This window comes from Chromobacterium sp. FG22 (assembly GCF_057809415.1).
Genome location: NZ_JBMDJX010000047.1, coordinates 1 through 22,611, shown reverse-complemented (window position 1 = coordinate 22,611; position 22,611 = coordinate 1). Strand labels below are relative to the sequence as shown.

At 48.4% G+C, this 22,611-nt stretch carries 17 protein-coding genes; 6 read left to right on the top strand and 11 right to left on the bottom strand.

Annotation, left to right across the window (positions count from 1 at the left end; genetic code table 11):
• Positions 1-631: 631 nt before the first annotated feature.
• The 3 genes from ACODSD_RS23840 to ACODSD_RS23830 all read right to left on the bottom strand — a co-directional run bounded on the left by ACODSD_RS23840 (position 632) and on the right by ACODSD_RS23830 (position 3,310).
• On the bottom strand, positions 632-994 hold the full coding sequence (locus ACODSD_RS23840; RefSeq protein WP_166453542.1) for a helix-turn-helix domain-containing protein: 363 nt from the start codon (positions 992-994) through the stop codon (positions 632-634).
• A 160-nt stretch (positions 995-1,154) separates the two neighbouring features.
• Entirely contained in the window at positions 1,155-1,799 is a 645-nt protein-coding gene (locus ACODSD_RS23835) for a hypothetical protein (protein ID WP_488878509.1), read from the bottom strand.
• Entirely contained in the window at positions 1,796-3,310 is a 1,515-nt protein-coding gene (locus tag ACODSD_RS23830; protein ID WP_488878508.1) for a GspE/PulE family protein, read from the bottom strand. Before ACODSD_RS23830 ends, ACODSD_RS23835 begins: the two co-directional genes overlap by 4 nt.
• Before the next feature lie 148 nt (positions 3,311-3,458).
• Here ACODSD_RS23830 and ACODSD_RS23825 point away from each other — a divergent pair, with 148 nt between their 5' ends.
• From ACODSD_RS23825 to ACODSD_RS23800, 6 genes are read left to right on the top strand one after another with little or no spacing between them, the layout of a single operon-like run.
• Positions 3,459-4,637: a hypothetical protein gene (locus ACODSD_RS23825; protein ID WP_488878507.1), complete on the top strand. Its 1,179-nt coding sequence runs from the start codon at positions 3,459-3,461 to the stop codon at positions 4,635-4,637.
• Positions 4,634-5,188, top strand: coding sequence for a hypothetical protein (locus tag ACODSD_RS23820; protein WP_166453539.1), 555 nt, complete (start codon positions 4,634-4,636; stop codon positions 5,186-5,188). The genes ACODSD_RS23825 and ACODSD_RS23820 overlap by 4 nt, the downstream gene beginning before the upstream one ends.
• Positions 5,185-6,765, top strand: a complete 1,581-nt coding sequence (locus ACODSD_RS23815; protein ID WP_488878506.1) for a hypothetical protein — start codon at positions 5,185-5,187, stop codon at positions 6,763-6,765. The genes ACODSD_RS23820 and ACODSD_RS23815 overlap by 4 nt, the downstream gene beginning before the upstream one ends.
• Positions 6,766-6,780: 15 nt before the next feature.
• Entirely contained in the window at positions 6,781-8,160 is a 1,380-nt protein-coding gene (gene traN / locus ACODSD_RS23810; RefSeq protein ID WP_488878505.1) for a conjugal transfer protein TraN, read from the top strand.
• A 27-nt stretch (positions 8,161-8,187) separates the two neighbouring features.
• Positions 8,188-8,520 carry a hypothetical protein gene (locus tag ACODSD_RS23805; RefSeq protein ID WP_488878504.1) on the top strand — a complete coding sequence of 111 codons (333 nt, stop codon included), beginning with the start codon at positions 8,188-8,190 and terminating at the stop codon, positions 8,518-8,520.
• A gap of 4 nt (positions 8,521-8,524) precedes the next feature.
• Complete coding sequence (locus ACODSD_RS23800; protein ID WP_488878503.1) at positions 8,525-9,430, top strand: hypothetical protein; 906 nt, start codon at positions 8,525-8,527, stop codon at positions 9,428-9,430.
• A 15-nt stretch (positions 9,431-9,445) separates the two neighbouring features.
• Here the strand turns inward: ACODSD_RS23800 and ACODSD_RS23795 are convergent, their stop codons facing one another.
• The 8 genes from ACODSD_RS23795 to ACODSD_RS23760 all read right to left on the bottom strand — a co-directional run bounded on the left by ACODSD_RS23795 (position 9,446) and on the right by ACODSD_RS23760 (position 22,150).
• Entirely contained in the window at positions 9,446-11,557 is a 2,112-nt protein-coding gene (locus tag ACODSD_RS23795; protein ID WP_488878502.1) for a phospholipase effector Tle1 domain-containing protein, read from the bottom strand.
• Complete coding sequence (locus tag ACODSD_RS23790; RefSeq protein WP_488878501.1) at positions 11,554-12,114, bottom strand: DUF3304 domain-containing protein; 561 nt, start codon at positions 12,112-12,114, stop codon at positions 11,554-11,556. Before ACODSD_RS23790 ends, ACODSD_RS23795 begins: the two co-directional genes overlap by 4 nt.
• The gene (locus ACODSD_RS23785) at positions 12,104-12,955 is read right to left on the bottom strand and encodes a hypothetical protein (RefSeq protein WP_488878500.1); all 852 of its coding nucleotides are present in this window, start codon (positions 12,953-12,955) and stop codon (positions 12,104-12,106) included. The genes ACODSD_RS23790 and ACODSD_RS23785 overlap by 11 nt, the downstream gene beginning before the upstream one ends.
• A gap of 3 nt (positions 12,956-12,958) precedes the next feature.
• Positions 12,959-15,583, bottom strand: coding sequence for a type VI secretion system Vgr family protein (locus ACODSD_RS23780; protein WP_488878499.1), 2,625 nt, complete (start codon positions 15,581-15,583; stop codon positions 12,959-12,961).
• A 157-nt stretch (positions 15,584-15,740) separates the two neighbouring features.
• Entirely contained in the window at positions 15,741-19,229 is a 3,489-nt protein-coding gene (gene mobF / locus ACODSD_RS23775) for a MobF family relaxase (RefSeq protein WP_488878498.1), read from the bottom strand.
• A 2-nt stretch (positions 19,230-19,231) separates the two neighbouring features.
• Entirely contained in the window at positions 19,232-19,702 is a 471-nt protein-coding gene (locus ACODSD_RS23770; protein ID WP_166453529.1) for a hypothetical protein, read from the bottom strand.
• Between the two features lie 8 nt (positions 19,703-19,710).
• Positions 19,711-21,753 (bottom strand): type IV secretion system DNA-binding domain-containing protein, encoded by a 2,043-nt coding sequence (locus ACODSD_RS23765; RefSeq protein WP_488878497.1) that lies wholly within the window; start codon positions 21,751-21,753, stop codon positions 19,711-19,713.
• A gap of 25 nt (positions 21,754-21,778) precedes the next feature.
• Positions 21,779-22,150, bottom strand: coding sequence for a hypothetical protein (locus ACODSD_RS23760; RefSeq protein ID WP_488878496.1), 372 nt, complete (start codon positions 22,148-22,150; stop codon positions 21,779-21,781).
• Positions 22,151-22,611 lie beyond the last annotated feature (461 nt).

Below are 22,611 nucleotides of genomic sequence, written 5' to 3'. Positions count from 1 at the left end.
CAGCAATGCCGGCGGCCGCCGGCGACGGTACGGATCTCGTGTGTGCAGCACCTGGTCGCGGACGGGCCTGCGCCCCTTAACTCCCACCAGAAGCAGGAACACATCATCAGCTTACGGCGCCAGCCGCGCGAAGAGGTTTGTGGGGTGATACGGTGGCGGTCAGATCGGAGGGATCACAGCGGGATTAGGCATACCAATAGATTGACCAACACTCCATTCGATAACTATAATGCACAATGCATTTTATAGTTAATTGCAGAGGCCAATAATCACCCCCTGCAACGATGGAGTCATACTCTGGCAATAACCGTCAGGACTTCCATCCGGCGACCTGATAAAGTTGAGTGCACGTAGGCCGAGCTATAACGGGCCTGGTAACATCTGCTAAGGAGAGACTACATGCGCAAATTTTTTGAAATAGAACGTAACGTAAACGGACAAATAGACTACATACGCATCTTATGGGTGCTGCGACTCAAAATTGACAATGGCGCCGAGTTCGAAGACAACTCGCCGGGAGAAGGCCCAACGGTAAACTCTAATGGCCTCCCTATGTCTGGTGGTGTCGATGTCACAGGACATACTTTTGGCCACTAGGTATGCCCTTGGCCTAGCACAGAGGCAAGCTCGCTTAAACCTTGCTAAATGGACTAGGCTCTAACCTCTGGCCTGCGGCCTTTTCCTGATGCTTTTGTTGTGCTTTCTTTAAGTCTGAGACGGTGAAACCTTTCTTTCGCTTCAACATGATCGAGATGCTTCCTTGTTTTACCTGATATCTTTCAGCAATAACATCTAAAGCAACCCCCTTCCCCACCAGCTTCATCCATTCATTGTAGCGGTTCTCTAGCACCGTCTCACTCGCTATACCCATGCTACAGCGATAGCGATAAACCTGCATGTGAGTGACGCCAGGGAGATTTTTCGCGATGACCGTATCGGCATAGCCTTTGCTCAGCGCCATGAGAATCTGGTAGCGTTGGTCTTCAGTCAGCATGTCGAATAAGTATTAATTATAGTTGAGTTAAACATATCTTAAAAAAGATACCGAAAAAACGCAAATGATAAACATTTGTGTTTTTAATTAGAACACACAGCTAGTCCTGCATTGATAACAGATTTATGAAAATATGTAAATTTGCAGCCAACAGCCCCCCCTAATATGACATCGATATCACAGCATTGACAAGTTGGCTGAACATCTTCGAATCCCCGGCAGTGAACTCGGGGGTTATGATGTAAGTACCAGCGACTGAGACCGAAGGCGTATTGGTGACCCCTAGTCGTTGCTGCACCTCAAGAGTTACCTGGAGGTCCTTCCTCAGAACATCGATGTTGTCATACACCAATTTTGAAATTGGCTTAGGAAGATGGGCCGCTCTACCGACTCTATCAATTGCAGCCCAGTTCCTCGCCGAGAGTCCACGATCTTGCACCCCAATCAGCGATGCCTCTATAAAGTGGTTAGTGTAGGCCGGGTAGAAACGCTCGACAGCCAAAACACTAAGGGCATAGCTTAAACCATCTCCTTTATTGACTAATGGCGTGAATAAGAACCGCCTCCGCTCAGGCAAAGTACGCTCAAGATTTGTAAAAAACTGAAAATATTGCTTTGAAAATTGACAACCTGGAGAGAAAAAAACCCGAACAATATTCTCATCTCCTGGCACTTGCTTAACTTGTAGATATGGCCTGATTTGCTCTTGAGCCCCTACCCCAATTGGAGCAGGCTGAACTGTCTGCGGAAACATACCCAGAATTATAGAAAACACGGAAATCAACGGGATATTCTTTGAGTTCATTTTTTTTCCATTTCAAAAACAGGCATATCGTGGTTTAACCCTTTCACAAAGTCCTCCAAATGGGGAGTACCCCCTGCCTGACGCGCCAAATAAAAAGCGTCAAGCGTTTTAGAAACATCGCCAAGAGAGGTTCCCATTGTCTTTGCCATTAGAGCACGCATAGAAAGGCTGTGCTGTGCAGATCGATCACCTTCTAGCATTGTTGAGCACTCATCTAGAATGCAGTACCCTTCGTCAACCATTCGGGCGCCTGCCATAGGAAGAGACTCATACTGTATCTGTTCCTTTGCAATATTATAAATATCTTCTGACCTGAATTCAGGGCTTGCAATACGATCTTGCATCTCGCTGTCGACATAAAAAGCCTCCATCACAGATACTTTCTTCCCATTCTTTACGCCCGTTACTTCATTGACATATAAAGTGGCTGGTATCCCATTATTTTTTAGCCAAGACGCCTCAGCATATGTCAATTCGCGTTTAACTGTAGATCCTTCATACATATTCAGAAGCCTTGTCGCTACGACAAACTTTAGTGTCGTTGCCAAGCGTGGAGCATCTTGGGCTTTATTATTAAGTAGGTCCAGAGCACGGCTGACAGTTAAAATACCTGTATTTGCGTGAAGTGTCGCGAGAACAAAGTGCCCGGTTTGGGCGGCTTGCATAGCAATCAGCATAGTTTCTTCGTCACGAATTTCACCAATAAAGATGACATCTGGAGCAGATCTTAAACCGGCCCTCAGTGCATCACTAAATTTTACCTCCCCGCTGACTTGAATTTGATGTATTGGAGCCTCTCCACTAATTGTGTACTCAACTGGGTCTTCGACAGTATAAATTACACGCTTGCCATTATTAAGATAATCAAGACAGGCTTTAAGAAAGGTTGATTTGCCAGAGCCGGTTGGCCCAGTAACAAGAAAAAGTCCTGCCTGCTGGTTTAAAGCCTTTTTAATCTCGCCAAGTAATGCTTGAGTCAATCTAAATTCTTCAAGTTTAGGAGCAGTTTGCTGATCGAGTAATCGCGTTATAAAGGAGAATCCACGAAATGTTCGATTGTATTGCACACGCATATCAACTTGGTATGGTGTCCCCTCAATTGGTTGCAGTCCCAAACCACGAGCAAAGCTCTCAGGCAGGGTCATGTCAAATCGCGTCGCAATAAGAGGAGGAGTTGTACCACCATTTGCGGTATTGCAAAGTTGAAACATTTTATCTCGAAAGTGTTTACCTGCGGGTCCAAGATAAGGAAAGTTTAAAAGCCCGCCAGGTGTTTTTACAGATAGCTGCACCTTTGGACTCAGGGAATCTCCAGTTGCTGTTATATGCACATCAGCAGATCGGGTTTTGATAGCATAAAGAAACACTCTACAAAGCAGCCGTTCAATGGTCGCTTCAGGAGTGTTTCCGCTTTTCAAAACCATTATTTCATTTTGCTCATACTGAGATAATTTATCAAACTCAGAAAAGTGCGGTATTGGATATCCATCTTCTTGATCAGGGGTAATCATGTCATCAATATCCTTTGCAAGGAATGCAGAACAATGTTGAAAAGATAAAATTATTTCATCTGAAATATTGCCACAAAGCGAATTCAGCTGAAAAAATTCAAAATAAGTGATAAAATATTATACTAAAATTTCGCAATGCGAGCTAGCTATGTTCACGCACAACATCAACACATTAACAACTAAGTCTTTGTTATTGTTTATATTTTTTAGTTCTTGCCATGGGGTTGTTTTTGCTAACCCAGCTAACAAAGTTAGCAATTCTAATACAGAGAATCTTGGATCAGCACTTGATAGCGATGAATTCAAGCAGTTTCAACAACAGCAAGACATGCAGAACAAAACGATCATGGGCCGCATCGGAGATGAAGCCGTTGCTCGTGCTAAAGCTCTGTTACCGCGGCTCAACCAGGCTGCGAGCGGAATTGTTCATGGTAAGCATGTAACGGTAAGTGAAAAAGGCGACGAAATCGTCTGGAGAATACTCAGCTTGCCAAAAGCATCACCAAGTGAAAAGCACGACATGCTGGTCAAGTTGCAAGAATATGCTTCGCTAGATATCCCTGAAGCACTGAACTTCTTGGGGTTTGCTTCAGAGCATGGCGTTTTCGGAGCACGTCGGAACATGAGCATTGCAAACCGATACTATTCCGCAGCAGCAGCCCGAAACTATCAGCCTGCTCTATTAAATTTGGGGCTTTCGTATATATATGGAAAAGGAGTGGCGCCTAATCAACAACTGGGCCTTCAGCTTCTAGCGAAAGCCAGCGCTATTGGACCTGAGCTTTCGAACAGAGTCTGCGGCATGGCAAGCTTTGTTTATTATCGACGTAATGACGGAGCCAATGCTCTTAAATATGCAAATGGATGTGCCTCTAATCTAGCAAGCCTCAGTTTGGCCGCATTTAGCTCCAAGCATAATCCCTCTCAACGGGTAATATTGGCAAGGGATTCACTTTCATCCGGAGTCGATTCTGGCCTGGACGTAATTACGAAGATTTCTCAAGGTTATGCGGCAAAAGACGCGACACAGACATACTGCAAATATCAACTAGTAAAAGCATACATCCGAAAGCAGGACTTCAAAGGCGTGAATACAATGGCTGAGAGCTGTTATCGACAGATATTCAGTTTAAATCCATCTAGCCCTCTCTCCAGCAAAGACCTGCAAGCTATTAAAGGACTTTCTGGCTTTCCTGTTGTTGAAATCCCTGAGCTACGCCGCATACGTAAAGCAAATCAATATCACTACTCTTGGGGTGTTCCATTTCTACCATTTACACAATTGGACGTAAATGTATTTGAGCCTCAATTACGGAGCCAGAAATGAATAAAAGCCACGTTATACTTTCATCAATATTTCTATTTGTTAGTTCGCAATCAATTAGAGCTTCAGGCGAAATACTTCCTAGTTTTTTTGTGCAAGCACTTGTTAATGGCAGTGCTGAATCAGCCATGCCCACTAACAAAGCGTTATCGTCTCAAATAATGGCCCTTCAAAAATTAACTAACAACAAAGGGCCAATAACACTTCAAGCCCAAAGAGTTAAGCGTTTTACACAACAACAACGCTGCGGTCGAGTTCTATTTATTCCTTATCAAGCAGCTTCAAATACTGCCTGGCCTCAACTAGGAGGGCAAATCAATATCTGCGAAGATGGCTTGCCGCCATGGCAAGTTTGCGGAAACGATCCACACTTGGTCCCGCCTGGTCACAAATGCAAAGATGGTAGTTCGGCACATAATACCCAGGAAGTTGAAGCTGCCATTCAAGAAGCTATTGCAGCGGGCAGCAAGGCAACCCCATCTGAATGGTCTAGAAACAAAGAACTGAAGTCAGCTCCATCCAGTCACCCGGAATCGGAAAGACTACAAAAATGAGCCTAAAATTAAAGGTGAGTTATTTTCTGATAGCCATCACTAGCCTCTCATCGCAATCAGCCCTTGCTGATGCAAATGCTGATGGACAAGCTTTCGCTAAATCCCTTGCCCCAAGCTCTAAAAATCAAGTGGTCAATCCTTCAGGTGTTAACTCTTCCGCGTGGACTGGAGCGACAAGTATTCCTACATCAACTCCGGCGGACCTAGGAGGCTTTTCAAAACCGACATCAGGATCTAGTGCGCTCTCTGGGGCTCAAGCCTTTGGTTTGAGTGGGCTCGGAAACAAAGCAATGGATGAATGCGCAAACTATATTCCAGGGAGTGGTGACGCATATAAAGATCAAAATTGCGCTGCCGTGAATTTTTTATCAAATCGCTGCATTTCACCGAATCAGGAACAGAGTAAAATCCTTGGTAAAACCGGAGTAGCAACAGCAAGTCAACCCAGCTGTGAAGGTACCTTTGGTCAAGGACAAAGTAAGTTTGATTTTAATTTAAAGCCTACTGATAGTATTTTTAACTCATCGTCTCAAGCCATAAAAAATGCGGGGTTAAATCCCGACACTTCTTGCGTTGTTCAAACTACGCAAAATACTCCCGCTCAATACCAGAGCGCAACATGTAATAAAACAAGAGTCACATCTGGCCAGCAGTGCTCTCAATATCTTAATACCAATATTACAATCACAAAGACCCCAGGCATTCCAGCAAGTATCTGCCCATCTGGCACTCTAAAAGATGGCTATTGTGTTTCTAGTCAAACAGGCCCAGCAAAAGAAACATTTGTATGCCCTGCAGGTACTCAGCTTGTCGGATATGACTGCAAGCTAACAAATACAACAACATCTTCTGCGGCAGTCTCTTTTAGTTGTCCTTCAGGTGCTAATTTATCTGGGACCACTTGTACTTCTACAAATGTTGTCCCAGCCAAGCCGAGCTACACATGTAAGAATGGCGATATTCTTAAAGAAATCTTTACCGACCATGCGGAATATACCTGCATTCACATAACATCCACAGCTTCTACGCAAGGATGTCCTGATATTGGGATTCCTTTTCAAGAAGCATTCACAAATTTAATGAATAACGGCATGTGTTATTATGCAAGACCATATGTTGGTGGCTTGCATTCTGTTCCAAAGCAGCCTGTTTGTCCTGCTGGCTATACGCTCTCTGGTGCCACTTGCTCACAATCCACAACATCGTCTGCAATCATAAATGGGTATACATGCCCAAGTGGTAGCCAATCCGGATCCAGCTGCGTTATTACTCAATCATCGAATGCAAATATCACATACTCTTGCCCAGATGGCGGGCAACTTTCAGGGCAAACTTGTACCAAGACAATAATTACTACAACTCCAGCGACGCCGGACTATCAATGCCCAACTGGGGCCGTTTTGTCTGGCAAAAACTGTATATCTACTGAAACGACTCCAGCAACAATTACCTATTCTTGTGTCGATGGCTCAGATCCTATCAGCGGAGTTTGTTTTATACGGTCGGTTCAAACAAGCTGGGTAAATACCTGCGGCGCATTTGAGAGATCGGCAGGCTCCTCTCTTGACACACCTTAATTCTGGGCATAATTCATGAAATACAATTTCATACACCCAAGATTATTTCTGGTTACACTTCTGTCAATTTGGAGCTACAAATCACATGCTGACCAGTACGCGCCAGGGGCCTGCACTCTAATCCCTAACTCAAAGACTTGTTTGGATGCGACTCCATGTAAAACTGATTCAACAGGTAGCACCATTTGTTTGGCTGGAGCAAAACTTCCACCTAGAGCGCTTAGCGTCCCCCAAAGCTGTTGGCAGTTTGGATATAGCTATGCATGCAATGAGCCTGTACCAGTCAATACTTGCACCCCCTATGAAAACAATAGCTCATGCTCAGTAGTTTCAAGTACTTGCTCTGATAAAATTGCAGAGACAGGGGCTTGCTCTAGTTGGCTTTATACGTATCAATGTCAAACTAAACCAGCACAAAGCAGCCAGCAAATGTCTTGTTCAAGTGGTCTATTTGATCCTAATAAATACCCAACACCTATCAATACTAATAATTCCTTCTCAAAAGCGGCGATAGCTCAAGAAATGATGAGAGAAGCTCAGGTTTATAATGATGGCCATATATTCTCTGGGGTAAAAGAAAAATGTACAAAAGGGTATGCAGGCATTAAAAATTGTTGCACCACTTCGCCACAAGCGCAGAGCAACTCGCAAGTGATGAGTACGGCGATTGGTGTTGCCGGTAGTGCTGTAAAATATGCCGGAGAAAAAGCAATAGACATGGCTTCTTCCTATATGTATGACGCTATGTTTACCAATGGTTGGACAGACTCTATGGCTTCTAACATGATGAGTAATGGCACTGTTGGTACAAACTTAGCAAGCAATGGACTTTCAGTAGGAGCATGGGGATTTACATATAGCACGGGTACCTTTACTGCCGGCTCCGGCCTTATGGGCGCAAATACTCAATTAATGTCTTTTGGCAGCAATGGTTATTTATCGTTTAATCCATATGTTTTTGGTGCAATGGTTGCAATGGCCGTCATACAAAACCTTAGATCCTGCACGCAAGATGAAATAATGCTTTCAATGCACCGCGGCGCCAGGCTCTCTTACTTCATTGATGAGACTTGCTCTAACAAAGTACTCGGTACATGCATGGAATGGCAGGACAATTACTGTTCCTTTAATTCTGTTCTTTCAAAAATCATTAATACTCAAGGCAAGCCGCAACTAGGTTTAGACCTATCTGACTGTGGTGGCTTGACCGTTGAGCAATTAAATAAAATTGATTTCACAAAAATCAATTTTTCGGAATTCACACAGGATGTCGTAGAGAAAGCAACCTCTAACTTACCTACAAACATCAATGGAAACTACACTCCAGCTATGCAATCCACCCCTCAGGGGTCTTCTCAAACTTTACACTCTCCAGTGATACCTTCATACAACTAAATTGGGTAACCTATGAAAGTCTTAAAAATGAAATCCAAAACTGCTGCCATATTTACAGCTTCTATTCTGACTGCGTTTACTGTTGGAAGCCTTGCATACTTCAGTTACACGCTATACTCTAAGAACACGGAACTTTTGAAAAATATGGAGGGCTTAAAAATCAATTTAAAAAATAGCAAAGATGAAATTAGCGAACTTCAAAAAGAGAAAATCAGTGGCGACGCAATTATTGCCGATCTTAAAAACAACCTATCCCAGGCCAATGCCATGAGCGATGATCTAAACAACAAAATCGGAGCATTCGCAAAGCAAGCCGCATCTTGTGATCGGGTTAAAAAGCGCCTTCACATTAAGGATTAAAGAAATGAAATGCCTTTGGTTGCAAAGTATCTTATTGACCTCACTCCTCGTTCCCTCTCTCGCCATAAAGGCTGGACCTATTGAATTCAATACGCCAGAGGTTTACATTCTGGTCATTAGACCAATTGATAGCTGGTCTAGCGATAAGTCTAGAAACGAAGACAGCATTGAAACGATTAAAGAAAAGCTAGTAGCTTTTAAATTCGCGGACTCTTCGGGTCAGATCCGAGATGGCGGGCCAACTTCTATTTTCAGTAGCCGTGATAGTATTACAGATCCGGTCGCTAAGTCTGTTGATGCTAAATTGCTAGCACTGGGCGCGGACTACACAAATAAGTCCATAAATTTCACTTTTTTCCACCCGCCCTACTCATTAGCCCCCTCTGAGATGAATTCTTTCATTGAAGCGGAGAAAAAGTTATTTCAAGCTACTGTGATTCACAATGGAAACCCAGCGGGGGCAGAAGCTAGCACAGGTCGCCGTAAAATATTGGGAGGCATCCTCTCAACTGGGCTCACGCTGCTTTCAATGGGCAAGCTTGGTGTTAACACGGGAAGTGCTTTAACCCTTGGAACAGGCCTTTCAGCTGATATTGAACAGGCAACCCGAACTTTCGGGAAAGCCCTCGCACCGATTCCGTTACCAAATGTTGATTTCAGCAATTTTCGTGAGGTTGAGGTTCGCAAGGTAACTACAGGTGATCAACTGCGGATTGGACAAGTTGTCATTGCTTACCGAAATGAAAAATCCAAGGAGATCGAAGAAACAGCGTTGTCCAAGGCTATTGTGATGACCTTTGGCATCGACGATTCAATAGAAAATATTGAAGCTTCTCGCCGTGCCGATTTTTCATTACGTCAATCCATATGGGACCAATGCGTGAGAGAAGAAAAGTGTAATAAGGAATAGTCCTAAAATTCAACCTTACTGGGAACGGTAGAGTTTGCCAATTTGCTCAAGGTCTTTCTGGTGCATGCGTTCCAAGTGATGGATGGGCAAGCCCTGCCTTTGTAGAAAGGTTTTTTGATTTTCAAATGCAAGCTTACTTTTGCGCACTTGCTCGGCATAGTCCCGCGCCAGCTGGTCTTGCCGCATGCGGGCGGAGTCCTGGGCGATCAAGTCTATCGCTTTGCCCTGGGCCTTTCCGTAATGCGCCTTGCTGCCTACGAAGGTGGCGCGTTGGTGGCCATGGCCGCCCACTTCGCGGCGGGTATTGGTCATGGTGGCGGCAATCACGCCGGGCATGCCGTCAGATTTGACCAGGTCGAAGTAGTCGTCGTCGCTCACCACCGGGAAATTGGAGGCGTCGATCTGGCTTGGGGCTTCCGAACTGCCGGGCGCGCTGTCCAGCACCTTCTGCTGATACGAGCTTGGCCCACCCAGCGGCAAGCCGCTGGGGCCGCGGCCCTGCTGGCGTTTGGCCTTGCGCGCAGCGGCCACCCGCTTTTGCCGCTGCCAGGCGGTGGTCGGACCTATCATGTAGAAAGAGGCGTGGGAATCGTGGACGTGCTGGTCAAAGAAGTCGTGTACTTCCTTAGGCAGCGTCAGCTTGGCCGCGGCCAGCTGCAGCCGCACCAGCTCCGCCGCCTCGCCGCCGGCCTCGCCCTCCGCTTTGCCAAGGTCACCTTGCCAGTCCTGTTCGCTGGCACGCATGTCTTCCAGATCCTGCTTGTCGGCACGAGCACTGCGCAGGGTGGCGCCCTTGCCCAGTTGCTGCATGCAGTCCTGCTGCATGAAGCGTTGTGAAGTCACCACGCGCCAGTGCCAGTATTTTTTGAGATGGTGGTAGAGCTTGTCTTCCACCAGGCCGCCGCCGCCGCAGGCCCACCCCATATACGCATTGAAGCGCTTGATCAACACAGGATCGCACTCGAAGTCCTGACTGACAGGAAGATCCTTGAGCGCAGACAAAGGCAGTAACGGCACTCCGGCTTTGCGGGCATCCTGATACATATTCAGTAGCGGGATCTGGCTGAGCAGTTTGCGGCGGTGGCCCACCGCTTTGCCCTGGTCGCCAGGGCCGTAGCCTCCGCCCACATCGGAGTGGGAGCCAGGGTAAACCACTTCCAGTGCCCCCGGCGGCATGCCGCCATCCTGATGGCGGATGCTGCTCAGAGGGAAGCTGTAACGCACTTCGTGCGCGGCAACATAATGCCGGCATTGCCGGGTGAAGCGGGTCACTTTCAGCATGTCCGGCGTGGCCCAGCCCATCTGCCCATCCATCACGCCGCTGCCGGAGCGCCCCGGCGCCCGGCCAGCCAGCGGGGTAGAGTGGGCCAGGCCCACCGAGGCCACGGTGTCGAAGAGGCCAAGGAACTGCAGCCGGATAGGCACGCAGCCGGCAAACAGCCAGCCATCGCCGTCCTTGAGGCTGGACTTCTCCAGCCAGCGGCAAAAGGCGCGCGCCTCCGCCGCGCCGCGCGAGAAGCCGAACACCGCCACCGTCAGGCTTTGAATCTTGGGCGTGTTCTTGTTGCTGCCGATGGCGGCGGCCAGCTTTTGCTGGATCGCTTGCAGGCTGGTGAAGTCCGGAATTCTCTGGTCCAACTGATTACTGACCTTGAGCTCGGTTTTGAAGTCATCGCCCTTGAACAAAGGGACTTTTCTCAATGCGATATGAATGGCATTGCATAGCTGGTAATAGGCAAAGCTGAGCCTAGCCTGGCCGCCCTGGGCTAGAGATAGCCCGGAGTCATTGGGTGTATCTTCGCCTATCTCCTTGAAGACGGTGCCGACACCTTGGACATAGTAAGCAAAGTGGGAGGTTTCATTATCTGCTTTTGCAGACTCGAACAAAGTGACAATATTGGAGTGCTCGCAGAGCGCGCGCGGCCGACCTTTCTTCACCGGCTCGATCAGATCGCGGTCGCGGTTATTATTGGTGCCATCAAAAAAGAAAGTCGCCCAGACATCGCGCTTGCAACTGGCTTGCAGCTTGCCAGTGTCGCCGGTCAGCGCCGCCTTAGTCTGAAAGCGCTTCGCTTTTTGCGCCAGGGTTTCCGCCCCCTGAGGCGCGCAGGCATCCTGTGTGCTCATCGCGAAGCCTCCGATTTAATACCTGCTCTCGGCCAAAGACTTTCAAGCGGGCGCATTCCTTGTGCCAGCAAACCACCGAACTCTTTCCTTGATGGGTGTTTCTCATAGGAAAACAGCGCGCCATCTGCATATCCCCGGACCTCATCATTCGGCAAGAACGCCAGCTGCAGTTCCGCGACGTCCTTTGCGTCATAAGGCTGTACGGCAACCGTTTTGCGAAACTTCACCTGGATGATTTCCCCATCCTTATCCCGCTTGGCGCATTCGGAGGTTCCATGCACGCAAGCGTTGCGCTCCCAGTCCACAGTAACCGTGATGCCAGGTTGGTAAGTGGCGGGCAGGCTCACCCAACCCGCTTGAGCACCGCCCTCCTCGACACGAACCAGACCGGCCCATTTCCCATTCACCCAGACTGAATTGATATCGTGCTGCGAGAAGTTGTAGTTGGCGACGGGTACGCCGATTGGCTCGTGTTCCCAGCATCCTGTTAACGTGGCCAGCATGGCAATGAGCAAAGTAAAGCGTCCAAACTGCATAGAGTGTTCCTTATCGTTCATCAGTGGCCTGCATCCGAATCCAGGTTTGTCCGGCGCGGGTCTGCCGCCAGTAGGGTTGCCATTCCGGCGCCTGGTGGAAGTCGTCGCCGCGTTCGAAGGCGGTGGCGATGAACAAGGCTTGGCTGGGGGTGTCCGCAATGCCATAGCCGTCCATCGTGGCGGCTAGCCGCTGCAATTGCTGGTGCAGGCGGTTAGGCGCCAGCCCTGGCAAGGCCACATCGAAATGCGCCAGCACCGGCAGTAGCATGTCCGGCTGGGCGCGCCGCATCAGTTGCCGGAACTGCTCGGCGCTGAAGGTGAGCCGTGGCGGCAGCGGACCCGGCGCGGCATCGGGCAGCGCCACGCCGGTCCAACTGCCATCGCGCTCTATCCATCCCCAGCGAGCCAGCCTGCCGGCCAGTGCGGCGGCTTGTTCGGCCTGTAGCAGCGGCAGGGCGTTGGCCAGGGCATGGGTGTCGGCAATGCGCAGCACCAGGCAGGCGCCGTCCTCTGTGTCCAACTGGCTGAGCCAGTGCCAGAACTCGCTGTCCGGCGGGGTGGGGCGGTATTCGGCCAGGCTGAGCAGCGGCCGGCCCGAGGCGCGGGCCAGCCATTGCGGCCACCAGAGTTGGCGCCGCGCGTCGCCCGGCCACAGCAGGATGCCGGCATCGCCCAGCGCTGCCATCGGCCCTTCAGCATACGCTGGTTCAAACGGCGGCGCGTGGCGGCGCAGCCAGCGCCAGTCGCCGGACTCCAGCTGGCAGCCATCCACGACCCAGCCATATTGGGCGGCCGGGGAGTGGGCGATCCAGGCTTCGATTTGCATGGACAGGTCGGCGGCGTGGGGGTTTTGCAGGAACATGGCTTAGGCGCTCCCCGGCGTGGTCGCCGCCACGGGGCTGCGCGCTTTCAAGGCATTGAGCATGCACTCCACGCACACGCCTTTGGGAAACTGCGGCAAGGGCGGGTGCATGCTGGCCGGCCCGCTCCAATCGTGGCTTCCGCCCTTGAAGCTGACGGTGCCGGGCGCGTGAAGCTCGATCTTGCCGTCCTTGATCCGCACATAAGCGCCGCCGCTGGTCAGCAGAATCTCCTTCTTGCCGTTCCACAGCTGCTGGCCCTTGCAGGCGGTGACGGTCACATCCTTGTCCGCGGTCACCTCGATGCTGTCGCTCTGCGCCTGCATCTGGATCTTGCCCTTGGCGGCGATCAGCTTCAGCGCGATCTTGTCTTGCAGGCCGGTGACGAACAGGCTGATTTTGTCGCCGACGTTGTGAATCCAGCGTCGGCCCGAGGTTTGGTTGGTGTCGCGCTGCGCCACCAGGTCCAGATTGGTTTCCGCCGCCAGGGTATGGCTCTGTTGGCTCAGGCTGGCGATGCCGGCCGGCGCGGACAGGATGAGCAAGGGCTGGCGGCCGGAGATGTCCTGGCCGGTTTTGCCTTCTTTGTCGGTATTGGTTTCGGCCTCCCAGGCTTTCAGCGCCGCTTGCTGATGCTGCAGGTGGCCGATCAACTGCTTGCCTTCCCGCTTATTGTCGTCGCCTATGCCTTCCGGCCCGGTTTCCATGGTGTCGGCCTGCTGGCCGCTGGCGGTGTCGCCCAGGCTTTGACTCAGGCTGAGTGCCGCGTCCAGCTGGCTTTGCGCCTGTTCGCGCGCCAGTTGCTTACCGGACGCACCGTTCTGAGCTTCGGTGCTCAGCAGCAGGCCGTGGCCGGCGCGGACGGCGCCGTGGCTGTCGGTGCGCAGTTCGAAGCCGTCGCCGCGCGGCTCGGCTTTACCGTTGCTGCGCGGCTGGGTGAGGAAGCCTTGGTTGAGTTGGGTTTTGCCCGGCTCGCTCGATAGCTTGGCGCGCACTTCGCCCGGGGTGTCGTCGAACAGCAGTTCGTTGTACTGGCCGCCCTGGTGTTCTTTGGATTTGATGCCAGACAGGGTCTTGTTGGCCGGCAAGGCGCCCGCGCCGCTGAAGTCCGGCGGCGGGTGGCTGCCGTTGTAGAGCACGCCGGTGATCACAGGGCGGTCGATATCGCCTTCGATGAAGTCGACCAACACTTCCTGGCCGATGCGCGGGATGAATTGGTGGCCCCAGCCGGCGCCGGCGCTGGGCATGACCACGCGCAGCCAGCAGGAGGACTTGTCGTCGAGGTTGGCACCGATGCTCGGATGTTCGTCCGGCCGCTGCCAGTGGAATTGCACCTTGATGCGGCCGTGCTGGTCGGTGTGGACTTCTTCTCCTTGCGGTCCCACTACGGTGGCGGTCTGCACGCCGCGGGATTTGGGCTTGGCCAGTTCGGTGTGGGCGTAGGCCGGGGTCAGCGGCACGCCGCGACGTTGGGCGTCGAAGTCGGCGCGGAAGGGTTGGGCGTCTTTGCCGTCTTGGAAGGCTTTGAGGTCGGCCGGCAGGTTGTTGCGCGCGCTTAAGGTTTGGCGGGTGACGACGAATTCGCGCTGTTCGCTGCTGTCGCCGTCGTGGGCCGGGTGGTCGTCCAGGCGGAACCACTGGCCGGCGGCCAGGCCGCGCACCGAACCGCCGCCGCTGAATTGCTTGGCGTTGAGGTCATGCGCTTGCTGACGCAGCTGGGCGTAGTGGCTGAGCTGGTCGGCGTCGCCGGCGTAGTACAGCGATTGCGGGTCGTAGTCGTGCAAGGAGGATTGCAAGGCCTTGCCGTTCTGACCCTGGTCGATGCGGCTGTCGTCGCCGCTGTGCTGGGTCTGCACCGGCTGGTAATCGAAGCTGGCCAAAGCCACCGCGCCGGGCACGATCTGGCGCTGGGCGTTCCACTCGGTCAGGCCGTCCTCGGCCTCGGTGGCGTCGCTGCGGTGGAAACGCACCCGCTCGACGCCGGCCGGCGGCAGGCTGTAAGGGTCGTCGAAGGCGACCAAGCGCACTTGTGGCGTGTCGCCGTCGAGGTGATCGAAACGCCAGGCGTAACCCTCTTCATGCAGCAGGCGCACGATGAAGTCGTAATCGGATTCGCGGTATTGCAGGCAGTAGCTGCGCGGCGACGCCGGGCCGGTCTTGAAGTCCTGGGCCTGCACGCGGGCGAACACCGGGTTGGCCTGCTGATGCTCGCTCAGAATCTGCGTGACGATGTCGGGCACCGACTGATCCTGGAACACCCGCGAGCTGACGCGGTGACGCAGCAGCGCGAACGGCGGCTCAATGGTCAGCTGATAACGGCTGAAGCCGCCATCCGAGCCCAGGCACTCGGCCTTGGACACCACGCCGCAGCGCAGGCTCTCCGCGCCGGCGGCGTCCAGGATGCCGAGCCGGGCCGGCAGGCCGAGCAGGCTCTTGAGTTCGATCTTGCCGTCCGGAGACAAACAGGTGAGTTGGTAGGCGTAAGACCGGGACACGCCTTCTTCGCCGGCCAAGCTCAGCGGCAGCAATTGCTCGGCCGCCACGCTGCCGTCGCCCAGGCTGAGGGTGAGCAGGCGCTGGTCCTGGTTGAAGGCGGAGGCGAAGCTTGTAAGCAGGGGGAAGGAGATCATCGGATAGCCCTGTCTAAATGCAGACGATTAGATGCCGCAGGTACCAACAAAAAGATAGCAATGGCATTCTAATTTGCAAATTTTAGCTGAGGCAATCCATCAACCACAACTTCACCAGCTAATTCGTACTTTTGGACAGGTAAGACTTGTCAAGGATTTACATTCCAAGAGTACGACCATTTTCCTTAACGACCTTCTGTTCCTTATTATGCTCAGAGGGTGCATGGTGAGATAGTGAAGACTGCCGTGGTTCCTGCGGTAATTTCATATTGTCAATTGCATTATCAATGCCTGAGAAGTTGATATTTTTGATTGATTTCAACTCTCTCCCCCTTCCTTTAACAAAGGTCTCATTCTCAATTTCAATAGCAGTCGTTTTTACTACAGATTTATCAGCATTTCTCCGTAGCCGTTTATAACTTGTTGTAACAATCTCCGCATTATCTTTTGCCCGTGTAAGTACAACATCTGCAGCCTCACGATTAAATATTTTTGCACCCGTATCACTTACCGCAATAATTTCCCTATGATTAGTGGCACCTTGCTCCTTGAAACTAGTATGTGTATAGCCATGATCCACAAATTGGGACTGCATATTATCCAGTTTTGTTATGCTGCTATCACTCCACTTAACTGACATACCATCTCTATCAATCGATACAATTTCCCCTTTTGTGCCATTGGAAACTTTATGCATCTCACCACTATCAACCAGAATTGCATTCTTAATATTGGCGCGCGCCTCAATAAGATCACCCATTGAGTATTTTCTGCTTTCTAACTTTGCCGGAGAAAACCTTTCATATTGATGAGGATTGATCCACTTTGTCTTGCCATCACCCAAATCTAATTCAACTCGGTTTGTAGCGACGTCCAAACTCGCAACTCGCAAAACATCTCCACTTTTCACTCCAATATCTTTGTATGGCTTATGAAATATGAAGTGATTTACTCCATTTTTATACAAAATATTCACCAGATTTTTTTCAGCCCCGGTCAGCTTTGGATCCTCCAAATGGTACTTATTATAATCTGCATCTGAAATAAGTCCATTTCTCGCAAGCTCATTATGGATCTCAAGATTTATTTGCTTCCGGTCCTTATTTGTTAACGCGACGACACCGACTCTAGGTGCTTGAATATTTTTTAATTGCAAATCCTTTAGGTGCTCCAGATATCTTTTCGCTACAACTTCCGCCAACTCCATATCCTTTGGCACATCAATCCTATCAAGCGAATCCAAAGCTGGACCATACTTTCCTTGGCTTTTAAGCATTACCGCCTGTCGAGTTTGAGGCGTAGCGTTATCAAAACGGCGTGTTTCCTTTAGCACAGAGGTGTTCATTCCTGCCTTCTGAGCCTGAACAAAGGCTTTACCAGCCGCAACTGATCCATGCTGCTTTGTATCCCCCTGAAACACAACACGAGCACCTATCATGTCTGCAAGCATTGTGATACTGGCGGTATCTTTCACCCCTGTTAAAGACGCCTCATCCATTACAAGAAGTGTTTGCTTACCTTCTCTGTTGCCAGTTTTTTCAAGATTTGCCAGCTCAGCAAGCTTCTTTTCTATATCTCTCTGTATTATTTCCCCCTGGTCATTCCTCTGGGAATAGAGAACCGCTCGAGCGGAGATTGCCTCAGCTGTTTCAACTCGATCATATGAGGTCAAGGCTCTACCTACTTTGCCTCTTATATCATCAAAGACTTGAGAGGCACGGGCACGCACAACTTCATTACCGGCGCCAGGAAACTCCAAATTTCTCCTTGATGCTTCAATGGAATTTTCGGATCCTCTCAATATTCTCTCACCAATCCGTTGCCGGAAAGAATCCGGCGAAGAAAAAACGTCGCCATTTTCCAAGTCAAAGGTGTAGCGCTTATCGCGATATGCATGAGAGACACTACTAGCATTTAGCTGAACAGTTTCAAATCGAGACTTAGCGTCACTACTGCGACTAATTTCATCACGTAGTTGTGCTATCTCTGCTTGTAAAATTTTAATTGAGTTTTCTCGATCAAATATATACCCTGCAACCGTCTGACTTGGAATGCCACTACTTTCTTGTAGCTCTTTCGCCGCGTTGGATGATGTAGCCACACCTAAAACAGTCCATCCCTTTTCAGTTGCAGCCGCATACACCATTTCCAAGGCAGCAGTTTTCCCTGTACCCGCATCGCCTTGAATTCCCTGATATTTATCTTCATGCATCAAGATGTTTCGTGCCGATTGAACCTGCTCATTGGATAACTTATATGCAACTCCAATCTCAACCGTTTTCCGTTCCTCGAAAGAGGCTATAGCTTCCTTGAATTCCAATTCATTTTTCATAACAACACAGCCAGAATTCTTACCATTCTGAATGCTGCTCAATAAATTTAATTCGCTTTTAATCGCTTGAGCTGTAGTAACATACACCTCCCCAGAGGTTTGTTTCGTCTCTGCTAATACACCTTCTTTGAGCAGGCGTGCCAAAGCCCACTCAGCCCTATCGATACTAATGTCACCCTTTGAAAATGTCAGAGCAGTTGTCTCAATATTCGCCGGTCGGTATGCTTGCTCTCTTTCAGAAAGGTGTTCAACGGCCCAAGAAACCCAATGAAGCGCATCTCGCTGCTCATCCTTGCTCTGTCCAAGATTGCTATCCATTCCCTTATCAGGATTATTGGATGCCGCCTGTTCTCGACTTTGTGCCTTCCTCACTATGGATGACAAATCCAAGCCTGACCTCGCCGCCATTTCATGCCACTGTTTATATAGCTCATCGCGAGGAAGCTCTATCTTCTGATCTCGGCTAGCAAGCGTTGCCTTCTGTCGCTCTTCATAACTCGCGGTATTGGGATTAATGCCCCATGACGTCAATAACGCATCGATCTCCTTTGACCTTGTACTAAATGCTTCGAGTTGCTCCTTTTTGATTCCAGCAATTTCAAAGCTTCCATCTTGGTCATATTCGATTTGATAGCCTAAACGTTTTAAATCTCTTACTAATTCAGATTTGTAAACTATATCCGCTTGAGATCTAATTTCAAGAAGAACATCATTAGTTAAGCTTCTCCATTTATTTTTTACAGAATCAAACGTCGCTGCTATGACTACATTATGATTGTGAAGCTGAGGCTCATTGGAGCGGCTGGTTTCGTGGCCAACTGTTGCATAGATTAGATTCCCAGTAGCCTGTAATTTATTTTGGCCATTTTCATCTTTAACTCTGACATATGCACCATGCTTCTCCAGCCATTCCATGGTCCGTAGATTAGCTCTAACATGAGCATCAATAACACGTTGATCATGCCCAACCAATGCAACAACAGAAACACTTTTTGGAGCTGAAACAGTAAAATCATAACCTAAGCGACGATTCTTCCCTGCTCCTTTAGACAAGTCAAAAAACTCCCCAGTCTCCTTATTGCTCAACTTACCTTCAAGAAGAGCTTTAAAGTCATCACGGGTCACTCCTGAAGCTGCCATACCAAGAAGCTTCGCTGTCTTTCCTTGCCAGCTGGCAAAAGCTAACTCATTTGCGTAGTAATTATCGACATTGCTCGCCCTACCCTGCTCAACGAAGGCCGCCTCATAGTATGAGACAGCTCCAGATGATGTCGGCGCACCTTTTCCACCACCAATTTGTTTATATGAAATCATTATCACTCACCATCAACATAGAACGGTTCAATAATCATTCCCTTCTCGCCCTGCATCGTTGGAACAATTAATGAAATCTTTTCAGATCGCAGTTTATTTCCATGAGAATACTCATTAGGCGCGAAGACAACGACTCGAGTTTGATTGTGACCTGCGTTTACTAGCTTCACTCTTAATGATGGATAGTCATTCTCACTACGGCTTCGTAGGTAGAACGTTACTTGAACACCATCTGCCTTGACCGCTACAACGTTTAGCTCTGAAATATGAATTAATTTTGCATCATTGCGCTCAGGTCTTAAAGTATAACCACGAATACTTTCTAGATATCCAGGGGGCATCAACTCTTCTTTTGTAGGGCTGTAGTCGTACATCCAATCATGACCAAAATCCTTTAAATCTGGCCAGATGAAAATCATGAAAGCCACTACAAAGCATAAAATTACAATGGCACCTTTTTTAGTTTTTTCCATGATAGATTTCAGTCCAAAAGGTTATGACCTGTATTATTGTCAGTGATCAGCTGGTTTGTTCTAATCATCGGAATAACCTTTCCATTTTCCCCATTTTTAGCCTCTGACACCCCATCCGCTTCATTACAATTTTCCTCTATTACGACAACTTTACCTGCAGCGCCCCCAGCGCTATCACTAGAACTTTCCTCAGACCCTGCGTCAACTTTTGCTTTCATAGATTCACGTACTTCTTGGAAGGAAACTCGCTTGATCTCCTCCCCATCTTGTTCGATCAAAAATTTTGGATCTCTTGGTGGAGTTTCATTCACTTCTACAGTCATCCTGGCCGCATAGCACTTTCTGAAAAATCCAGATTTTAACCAAGAAGAATAGTCTACCTTTGAGACGGGATATTCCCTAAATTTTATGTACCCAGTACAAACAGATAGTTCACCAATTTCTTCCGGCCTTACCACCCATTTATCGCGCTCATGATTTGACAAACCAGCACCATCACGCCAATCACTTACAGCTAATGCTTGATTCGTTGATACTACGCTCACTTCCATGTGCCCCAACCGCTTTGCCGCTCTTTCCTTCATATTTGGCTCATTATTTTGAAGTTGAAGTATCGTATTGAAGCAGTTCAAAACAGTCTCAGACCGATCCTTGCCAAGAATTGACGATACCTGACTTTCACTCTGAATCCCTGTTGCAATGCAAACGCCAAATTTTCTAATTGTCGCAAGTGTTTTATCAATTTTTATATCGCCCAATTGCAAAACCTCATCCAAGAAATACCAATACAAATCTTCGTGCACAATTTCTTGCTTTGCAGCAATCAATGAAAAAGAAACAGTTATCATAAGACGATAAAGCGGAGCGAACATAGCCTGAGTATCTTCAGTGTTTAGGATGAAAAACCTTGCGTCATCATCTCTATCTAAAAACTCTCTTATTGACCAATTTCCAGGTTCTACCGCAGCAATACCATTAAGATAAATTGCAATCGAACTTATCACACCCTGCCTTTGTCCTTTTGAGTCTCCTCCAACAGCGGAGCTTGCTACAGAATGCTTGATTAGCTCTGCCATCTCATCTTCTGGCATCTCAAGGAATGCATTAGAAATATCACAAGTATTTTCTACTCCTAGCTTTTTCAGTCTCAGCAAAATTACTGAAAATAGAGATCTTGCTGCCTCTTCAAAAAAAGCATTTGGACCTGTTTGTACCCCACCCTTTGGAGGCAAAAAAGCTTGAGCTAAAGTATCAGAATCATAATCATATTTTAGTTCTGAAAAAATAGACCACGGCACAGATCCTATGAGTGCTGGATTAAAAAAATAGTCTTTCCCTGGTCTAAAATATGCTCTGAAGTACTCACCACTATGGTCATAAATTATACATTTCTTTTTATTTTTAAATACCTGTCTCATCAAGTCATGTATCGCTAGTGACTTACCTGAACCTTGTGACCCTTGAGCCATTATTCCATTCATTGGAGCCATCTTTGGCAACTTTACTGTGGCAAATTCATACTTACTTCCTGACGTTTTTTCCACCATATTATTCAATATTTTATTTGAAACAATATCAGCCGCACCTCTTAATCTTTTACTCTCTTGCCCTTTCCTACCGAGCCTGGATAGAATCTTCCAAATCAATAAATGACCAAGCAACCCACTGAGCAGTGAAGCAATTACAGTCATCTTAAAAGATGCGATTGATTTGCTTTCAAAAAGTATTATTTTCGACATTTCAACTGGCGAAAAGTATTGAATTATTTTTCCATTATTTATCTCAATACTAACAACTTTACGATCACCAAAATCATCCCTGATTCGCCATTTCCTGTACGCTTTGCTATCAAGAACAGATATAAGAAAATCAGTTTTTACAACATCAATATCTTTCGGAGTGGCAAGAAAAAACCACAATATTAATGGAAGTAGAACACCAGGTATCCAGCCAAAAGTGAAACACATGATAGCGGCTTGGATTGATAGCCTAACCTTTGTTGTTAGTAGCGCTCTACCAACACCTGAATCCGTAGCTCCTGAATTTTTCATATAAATTCCTACCTAAAATTTTTTGCTAACTTTGCACAAGAGTTCCATCTGAGTGCTGCTTGTCTACGGCCTCTCCAGTCCTTATTGCGGTTCTAATAACAGCCTTGACATGGCTCTTAAATGCATCATTGTCTCCATCACCAGTTTTCAATCCTGCATCTGTCATTGCTGAAGCCACAAGTGCGCTTGCAGACATGACATTACCGTGTTTTATCAACTCAGAAATATCATTGAGCCTGTCAAAAATTAGATCAAATCTCACATCATGTTGTCGCAGTGAGTCCGTGATCAAAGAGCGATAAACAATCGATTCACGAACACGCTGCTTCTCTGCAATTTTCTCAACTAGCTCAACAGTATCGCTGTCAATCCAGATCGTTTTTCTTACCATCGCCATGGACAGTTGCCCTCCCTAATTTTATGAAGTTAAAACTAGATCATCATACAATATCATACAAATTAAGTATATGTTTTTATTGATATAATTTAGGAACACGCAACACACCTTAGCAATAAGGTATTCATTGTTTTATCTTTTGCAATCAGATACTTATCTCACAAATGGAGACACAGCGTAAGCGTGCGTAATGTGTGTCCGTTTTTAGGGGTGGTTTAGGCACGGCTTTATCGTGCCTGAATCACCCCTAAAAACGGAACTCCCCCTGAAAAATTTTTTCTGTTTTTGCTTTTCTACACCCCCTCAACTAAATCGCTTTTTCGCAAGAAGCAAACAGGACGATATAGAGCCAAAGGTTTTGATTTTGCGCCAGCTGCGCGTCAGCGCAGTAGCTGGCGCATTGCGGCGGACTGGCCCACCGTGTGCGGGCCGGCGCAATCGTTGTGACGGGCGGTCGATCC

Bases quoted from the DNA above. Each gene is read 5' to 3' on its own strand.
- ACODSD_RS23815 (WP_488878506.1), top strand. From the start codon at position 5,185: ATGAGCCTAAAATTAAAGGTGAGTTATTTTCTGATAGCCATCACTAGC.
- ACODSD_RS23765 (WP_488878497.1), bottom strand. From the start codon at position 21,753: ATGAAAAATTCAGGAGCTACGGATTCAGGTGTTGGTAGAGCGCTACTA.
- ACODSD_RS23760 (WP_488878496.1), bottom strand. From the start codon at position 22,150: ATGGCGATGGTAAGAAAAACGATCTGGATTGACAGCGATACTGTTGAG.
- ACODSD_RS23840 (WP_166453542.1), bottom strand. From the start codon at position 994: ATGCTGACTGAAGACCAACGCTACCAGATTCTCATGGCGCTGAGCAAA.
- traN (WP_488878505.1), top strand. From the start codon at position 6,781: ATGAAATACAATTTCATACACCCAAGATTATTTCTGGTTACACTTCTG.
- ACODSD_RS23805 (WP_488878504.1), top strand. From the start codon at position 8,188: ATGAAATCCAAAACTGCTGCCATATTTACAGCTTCTATTCTGACTGCG.
- ACODSD_RS23785 (WP_488878500.1), bottom strand. From the start codon at position 12,955: ATGTTCCTGCAAAACCCCCACGCCGCCGACCTGTCCATGCAAATCGAA.
- ACODSD_RS23820 (WP_166453539.1), top strand. From the start codon at position 4,634: ATGAATAAAAGCCACGTTATACTTTCATCAATATTTCTATTTGTTAGT.
- ACODSD_RS23825 (WP_488878507.1), top strand. From the start codon at position 3,459: ATGTTCACGCACAACATCAACACATTAACAACTAAGTCTTTGTTATTG.
- ACODSD_RS23800 (WP_488878503.1), top strand. From the start codon at position 8,525: ATGAAATGCCTTTGGTTGCAAAGTATCTTATTGACCTCACTCCTCGTT.
- ACODSD_RS23770 (WP_166453529.1), bottom strand. From the start codon at position 19,702: ATGGAAAAAACTAAAAAAGGTGCCATTGTAATTTTATGCTTTGTAGTG.
- ACODSD_RS23790 (WP_488878501.1), bottom strand. From the start codon at position 12,114: ATGAACGATAAGGAACACTCTATGCAGTTTGGACGCTTTACTTTGCTC.
- ACODSD_RS23780 (WP_488878499.1), bottom strand. From the start codon at position 15,583: ATGATCTCCTTCCCCCTGCTTACAAGCTTCGCCTCCGCCTTCAACCAG.
- ACODSD_RS23830 (WP_488878508.1), bottom strand. From the start codon at position 3,310: ATGATTACCCCTGATCAAGAAGATGGATATCCAATACCGCACTTTTCT.
- mobF (WP_488878498.1), bottom strand. From the start codon at position 19,229: ATGATTTCATATAAACAAATTGGTGGTGGAAAAGGTGCGCCGACATCA.
- ACODSD_RS23835 (WP_488878509.1), bottom strand. From the start codon at position 1,799: ATGAACTCAAAGAATATCCCGTTGATTTCCGTGTTTTCTATAATTCTG.
- ACODSD_RS23795 (WP_488878502.1), bottom strand. From the start codon at position 11,557: ATGAGCACACAGGATGCCTGCGCGCCTCAGGGGGCGGAAACCCTGGCG.